This is a genomic window from Streptomyces sp. NPDC001848, assembly GCF_042891915.1.
GTDB lineage: Bacteria > Actinomycetota > Actinomycetes > Streptomycetales > Streptomycetaceae > Streptomyces.
In genome coordinates, this window is the sequence record NZ_JBIATP010000006.1 from 74,313 (window position 1) to 80,580 (window position 6,268).

5 protein-coding genes and 1 pseudogene are annotated in these 6,268 nt (G+C 71.3%); all 6 read right to left on the bottom strand.

What is annotated here, in order from left to right; genetic code table 11:
* Positions 1–132 precede the first annotated feature (132 nt).
* On the bottom strand, positions 133–768 hold the full coding sequence (locus ACFYZJ_RS13830) for a hypothetical protein (protein WP_388566833.1): 636 nt from the start codon (positions 766–768) through the stop codon (positions 133–135).
* Between the two features lie 93 nt (positions 769–861).
* Positions 862–2,148 carry a glutamate-5-semialdehyde dehydrogenase gene (locus ACFYZJ_RS13835; protein WP_388566836.1) on the bottom strand — a complete coding sequence of 429 codons (1,287 nt, stop codon included), beginning with the start codon at positions 2,146–2,148 and terminating at the stop codon, positions 862–864.
* Between the two features lie 61 nt (positions 2,149–2,209).
* A complete protein-coding gene (locus ACFYZJ_RS13840) occupies positions 2,210–2,713 on the bottom strand; it encodes a hypothetical protein (protein WP_388566839.1) in 504 nt (167 codons plus the stop codon).
* A gap of 190 nt (positions 2,714–2,903) precedes the next feature.
* A complete protein-coding gene (proB, locus tag ACFYZJ_RS13845; protein WP_388566841.1) occupies positions 2,904–4,085 on the bottom strand; it encodes a glutamate 5-kinase in 1,182 nt (393 codons plus the stop codon).
* A gap of 110 nt (positions 4,086–4,195) precedes the next feature.
* Positions 4,196–5,392 (bottom strand): glycosyltransferase family 2 protein, encoded by a 1,197-nt coding sequence (locus tag ACFYZJ_RS13850; protein ID WP_388566843.1) that lies wholly within the window; start codon positions 5,390–5,392, stop codon positions 4,196–4,198.
* 223 nt (positions 5,393–5,615) lie between these two features.
* A pseudogene (locus ACFYZJ_RS13855) lies at positions 5,616–6,268 on the bottom strand (hypothetical protein); the annotation flags it as partial.

Here is a 6,268-nt window from a genome sequence, read left to right on the forward strand (position 1 = left end):
CGCCCTGGTACACGACAAGTTCTGACAGGTCCTCACCAGGTTTTCGAACGGTTTTCGAACCAGGCTCGGCACGCGGTACGGGGGCGGGTCGGCGCATCATCCGTGAGCTTGTGGAACGCCCGGTCCGAGGGGTCAGGGAGTCCGCGGGTCCGCCGAGAACGCCGGGGGCGAGTACTCCGCGGAGGCCGAGGGGCCGGTGCCCGCGCTGGCTTCCTGGCCCTGCTCCAGACCGGTCGGGGCGGGCGAGGGAACCTGGTCCTGACGGCCCGAGGACCCGCCCCGGTACACCGCCGTGAAGGCGAGGGCGACCATGCCGATGCCCATCACGAGGGCGAGCATCCAGGCGACGGGGCGATGCCAGCGGGCGCCCTTGCCGTAGGCCCTGCCGAAGGGGCCCGCGGCTCCGTAGCGCCCCTCGAGGACGTCCAAGTCGTCCAGGTCGTCTGGGTCCAGGCCGTGGCCGAAGCCCTCGTCGGGCCCGAAACCGTCGTCATACCCCTCGTCGTCGCCGCCCGCGGTCCTGCCGCGGGCCCGGCGGGCCTCCGCCTCCTGGGCGTCGGCGCGGGCCTGGGCGGCGGCGAGGAGTCTCTCCACGGCTGTCGGCTCGTGGACCACGGCGGCCCGTATCCAGGCCTCGTCGAAGACCGCGGAGGTGAACTCTTCGTCCATCGCTCCGCGGTCACGGTCGTCGTCGGGCTCCGGGCCGTCAGCGAACGGCGTGCCCCCCACGTCCTCCGGCACGCATCCAGAGTAGACCTGGGGGGTCAATTTGGGCAGACGGTATGGAAATTCATCCGCCTGGCGAGACGGTTCACAGGCGGGTGCCGGGAACCGTCGAAGCCAGGGCGAACGAGCGCTCGCTCAGCGTCGGATGTGCCCGTCGCCGGTGACGATGTACTTGGTGCTGGTCAGCTCCGGCAGCCCCATCGGCCCCCTGGCGTGCAGCTTCTGGGTGGAGATCCCGATCTCCGCGCCGAAGCCGAACTGGCCCCCGTCCGTGAAGCGCGTGGAGGCGTTCACGGCGACCGTCGTCGAATCGACCAGTTGGGTGAATCGGCGGGCGGCCTGCTGCGAGGTGGTGACGATCGCCTCGGTGTGACCGGAGCTCCACAGCCGGATGTGGTGCACGGCCTTGTCCAGGGAGTCCACGACCGCGGCGGCGATGTCGTACGACAGGTACTCGGTGTCCCAGTCCTCGGGCGTGGCCTCCACCACCGTGGCCCGGGAGTCCTTGGCATACGCCATCACGCGCTCGTCGGCGTGCACGGTGACCCCGGCGTCCGCGAGGGCGTCCAGGGCGCGCGGCAGGAACTCGGGGGCGATGTCCTGGTGGACGAGCAGCGTCTCGGCGGCGTTGCAGACGCTCGGCCGTTGCGCCTTGGAGTTGATCAGGATGTCGATCGCCATGTCCAGGTCGGCCTGCGCGTCGACGTAGACGTGGCAGTTGCCGGTGCCGGTCTCGATCACCGGGACCGTGGACTCCTCCACGACCGTACGGATCAGGGAGGCGCCGCCGCGCGGGATGAGCACGTCGACCAGGCCGCGGGCGCGCATCAGCTCGCGCACCGACTCACGGCCCTCGCCGGGCACGAGCTGGACGGCGTCGGCGGGCAGCCCGGCGCCGCCCACGGCGTCGCGCAGCACCCGTACGAGCGCGGTGTTCGACTCGTAGGCGGAGGACGAGCCGCGCAGCAGGACCGCGTTGCCGGACTTCAGGCACAGGGCGGCGGCGTCGACGGTCACGTTCGGCCGGGCCTCGTAGATGATCCCGACGACGCCGAGCGGGATACGGACCTGGCGCAGGTCGATGCCGTTGGGCAGCGTGGAGCCGCGGACGACCTCGCCGACCGGGTCCGGCAGGGCGGCGACGTCGCGGACGTCGGAGGCGATGGCCCGGACCCGCTCGGGGGTGAGCGTGAGCCGGTCGATGATCGCCTCGCTGGTACCTGCCTCCCGGGCCTTGGCGATGTCCCTGGCGTTGGCCTCCACGATCTCGCTCGTGCGGACCTCCAGGGCGTCCGCCATGGCGAGCAGCGCGTCGTCCTTCTCTGACCGCGGCAGCGGCGCGAGATCTGCGGCGGCGGCCCGTGCGCGGTAGGCGGCCCGGGCCACCGGGGACATGGAGTCGTACGGCGAGAGCGTGGTCATGAGGGAAGCGTAGTGCGCGGGACATGCGCGTTCAGGGCTCGTCCCACACACCGAGACACGCTCAAAACGGGTGAACTCCGACCGGTGTCGCCGGTGGCGGCCCGTATCCCTCGGTGATCCGCTGGTGGTAGGTGTCCCGGTCGACGACCTCCAGGCCGACGATCTCCCAGGGCGGCAATCCCGCGCTGCGCCGGTGTTCGCCCCACAGGCGCAGCGCGACCGCGGCGGCGTCGTGCAGGTCGCGGGCCTCCTCCCAGTAGCGGATCTCGGCGTGGTCGCGCGCGTAGCGGCTGGTCAGCAGGAAGGGGTGGTCGTTGGCCAGCTGTTCGAGGGAGCGCCGCACCTCCTGCAGCGGCGTCTCCTCGCCCGAGACGCTGAGCGTGACGTGCCACAGCCGGGGCATCTCCGAGGGCTCCTGGTGAGCATCTGCGGGCTCCTGGTACGCCTCCCCGGCCGGAACACTGGTCAGCGCGCGCTGCTCGTCGGTCCTGCGCGGGCCACCGCCCCGGGAGGCACCGGAGGTGCCATGACCGCGGGACGCCGCCCCCGGGCGCACTCGTCTCACGACGGCCTCCTTACGCGGTGCTCGTGCCGAATGGGTGCCAGGGACCGGCGTCGGTCGAGCGGTCCCAGAGACCCAGTGGAGCAGGCCGGGCGGGCCCGTGGGGCGGTTTTACGGAACGTCCCTCACCGGACGGGCCCGCCGGGCGGGGCTTTCGGCCTCTCGCGGCCGCGCGGAACGCGGGTTCACGGATTCACGGGTGCAGGACGACCAGGTCGTCCCGGTGGATGACCTCGCGTTCGTAGGCGGGCCCCAGTTCGCGCGCCAGTTCCCTGGTCGAGCGGCCGATCAGCCGGGGGATCTCCTTGGCGTCGAAGTTGACGAGCCCGCGCGCGACCGCCCGTCCCTCGCCGTCGCGCAGCTCGACGGGGTCGCCGGCGCTGAAGTCGCCCTCGACCGCGGCGATGCCGGCGGGCAGCAGCGACGTGCGGCGTTCGACGACCGCGCGCACGGCCCCGTCGTCGAGGGTGAGAGCGCCCTGCGGGGTGGAGGCGTGCTGCAGCCACAGCAGCCGGTCGGCGGAGCGCCTGCCGGTGGGGTGGAAGTACGTGCCGGTGTCGCGGCCCGCCAGGGCGTCGGCGGCGTGCACGGCCGAGGTGAGGACCACGGGGATCCCGGCCGCCGCCGCGATCCGGGCCGCCTCGACCTTGGTGACCATGCCGCCGGTGCCGACGCCGGACTTGCCCGCGCTGCCGATCTCGATGCCCTCCAGATCGGATGGTGCGCGTACTTCGGCTATCCGGGACGTGCCGGGCCTGCTGGGGTCGCCGTCGTAGACGCCGTCCACGTCCGACAGCAGGACCAGCAGATCGGCGCGGACCAGGTGGGCGACGAGCGCGGCGAGGCGGTCGTTGTCGCCGAAGCGGATCTCGTCGGTGGCGACGGTGTCGTTCTCGTTGACGACCGGCAGCGCGCCCATGGCGAGCAGCTTGTCGAGGGTGCGGGAGGCGTTGCGGTGGTGGGCGCGACGGCTGGTGTCGTCGCCGGTCAGCAGGACCTGGCCGACGCGGATGCCGTAGCGGGCGAAGGAGGCGGTGTAGCGGGCCACCAGGAGGCCCTGGCCGACGCTGGCGGCGGCCTGCTGGCGGGCCAGGTCGCGGGGGCGGCGGCGCAGGCCGAGAGGGGCGAGACCGGCGGCGATGGCACCGGAGGAGACCAGGACGATCTCCCTCTCGCCCCCGCCCGCCCGTCTCCCGCCACCGCCCTCGACGGAGGCCCCCCGGGCCACCCCCTGCTTCCGGTGCTTGGCGAGCACGTCGACCAAGGCGTCGACACGGTCGGCGTCGAGCCCGCCCGCGGCCGTGGTCAGTGACGAGGAGCCCACTTTGACGACAATCCTGTGGGCCTCTTCCACGGCCTGCCTTGCGCCTGTCACCTGCTGTTCTTCCCCTCGCGCGCGTACCCGCTCCCGCCTGGCAATCTACGCGAAGACGCACGGGTGCCGCGCACCGGTCCAGGAAGCGGACGGTGGCCGGAACGTCCCGCTCAGGCCGCCCGCCGCACCTTCAGCACCCGCCTGGCCATCTTCCCCAGCCGCCTGAAGTGGACCGTCCTCATCAGCTTGAACTCCTCCACCGTGACGGTCTCCCGGGTGGTCGGCACGAACCACGCGTCCGGGAGGCCGGCGGCGCGGTCGCGGAAGTGCGGGTAGGCGAGGTAGGCCCTCCCGCCGCGCGGGTCGATGTGGAGCGTGGGCGCCTTCTTGTCCCTGACGCACCGGACCACGTCCGCGAGCAGGTCGGCACGGCCCCGCGCCACCAGGTGGAACCGAAGCCGCTCGTTGACCTTCAGCCGCCTGGCGACACCCTCGTGCCAGTACGCGTCCATCAGCGGCCTGGCCAGCTCCAGCTTGTGGGCGCGGACCTCCTCGCTGTCCTTGAGGAAGACGGGCCCGAACTGCGGGAGCAGGGTGATCAGGAAGGGGCGCAGCATCAGGAAGTCGCGGCGCGGCCCGGCCGGCACGTGCTCGGCGATGAGGTTCATCAGGGCGCGGGCCGAGTCGAAGCGCAGGGTGTAGCTGCCGCTCTTGGTGACGTGCTTGCCGTCGTCACGGCCGACCAGGTAGTAGCACGTGTAGTCGGAGATCACGGAGATGCCGTCCGCGCGGAGGTAGGCCTCCATCGTGAACAGGGCGTCCTCGCCGGTCTTCAGCGACTCGTCGAAGCGCATGCCGTGCCGCGCGATGAGCTCGTGGCGGAAGAGCTTCTGCGCGCTCAGCGTGAACTTGATCTTCGAGGAGAAGACGTCCGTCCGGGGCAGGGTCCTGCCCCACATGGGCTGCGGGGCGTTGCGGTTGACGCCGACGACCCGGCCGAGCACCACGTCCGTGTGGTGCTCGTCGGCCATGGCGACCATGCGCTCCAGCGCCTCGGTGCCGAGCCGGTCGTCCGCGTCGAGGAAGAAGACGTAGCGCCCGCGTGCCTTGCCGAGGCCGACGTTGCGGGGACCGCTGGGACCGCCGGAGTTCTCCTGCCGGATGACGGTGACGCTCATGGGTGCACGCTCGGCGAACTCCTCGAGGTATTCGCCGGTGCCGTCCGTCGATCCGTCGTCGACGGCGATCACCTCCACGCGCGAGGGGTCGAGGGTCTGGCTCTCGACGGACTTCAGGCACTCGACCAGGTACGGCATTGCCTCATATGCCCCGATGATCACGCTCACATCGGGCTGGGCAGCGGTCACGCTTCCCCCTCGTCACGGGATTTCCCCCGTATCGCATCAATTGATCGACCGGAAGACAGCCGAATGAAGACGGGGGTTTCCTTCGCCTGAACATTTCGTGACGGAGGCCACAAGGACAAACGAACAGAAATGAACAGTAGGTCGTAACGGTAAGAAACAAGAAAAGGTCCGATCACCGGGGAGCTTTCCTCGGTGATCGGACCCTGCGCCGCGATAGGGCGGATCAGCCCTTGACGGCGCCGTGCGTCTCCTCGGCCGGCGAGGTGCGCTGGCCGGGTACCGCGTCCGCGGGTTCCGCGGCCCGGGCACCGGTGATCTGCCCGCGATTGCGGACCTCGGCCTTCTGCGCCAGGTTGCGCACCGCGGTGTTGAACTGCTCGATCGAGGACGGCTCGTCCGGGCCGAGCAGGTAGTGGCGCAGCTCCTGGCGGTCGGCGGCGAGCGGATCCGCCTCCGGGTCGCGGACGGCGGCCAGCAACTCGTCCAGCTCGCGCGCCGAGTTGGACAGGATCACGGCCGCGCGCACGGCGGTGTTCTGCAACTTGAACTCCTCGACGCCCAGTTCCGCGGAGTCGGTGACGGCGTACGGCTTGCCGCTCGCGATGAAGTCGGAGACGACGCTGGAGATGTCGGAGACCATCGCGTCGGAGACGTTGAAGCAGTCGTACAGACGCGGCTCCGGGCCCGTGATGACGCGGTGCTGCCAGGTGCCGAAGGAGCGCCAGTAGGCGTCGTTCCACTCGGTGCGCAGCCGGGCGATCTCCTCGTGCTTGGCCAGGTTGACCAGGCCGTCGCGGGTCGCCTCGGCCTCGTCGCCCTTGCCGGGGCCGCGGCCGGTCAGCTCGGCGAGCCGGGCCTCGATACGGGCCGGCTCGG

Bases quoted from the DNA above. Each gene is read 5' to 3' on its own strand.
- ACFYZJ_RS13835 (WP_388566836.1), bottom strand. From the start codon at position 2,148: ATGACCACGCTCTCGCCGTACGACTCCATGTCCCCGGTGGCCCGGGCC.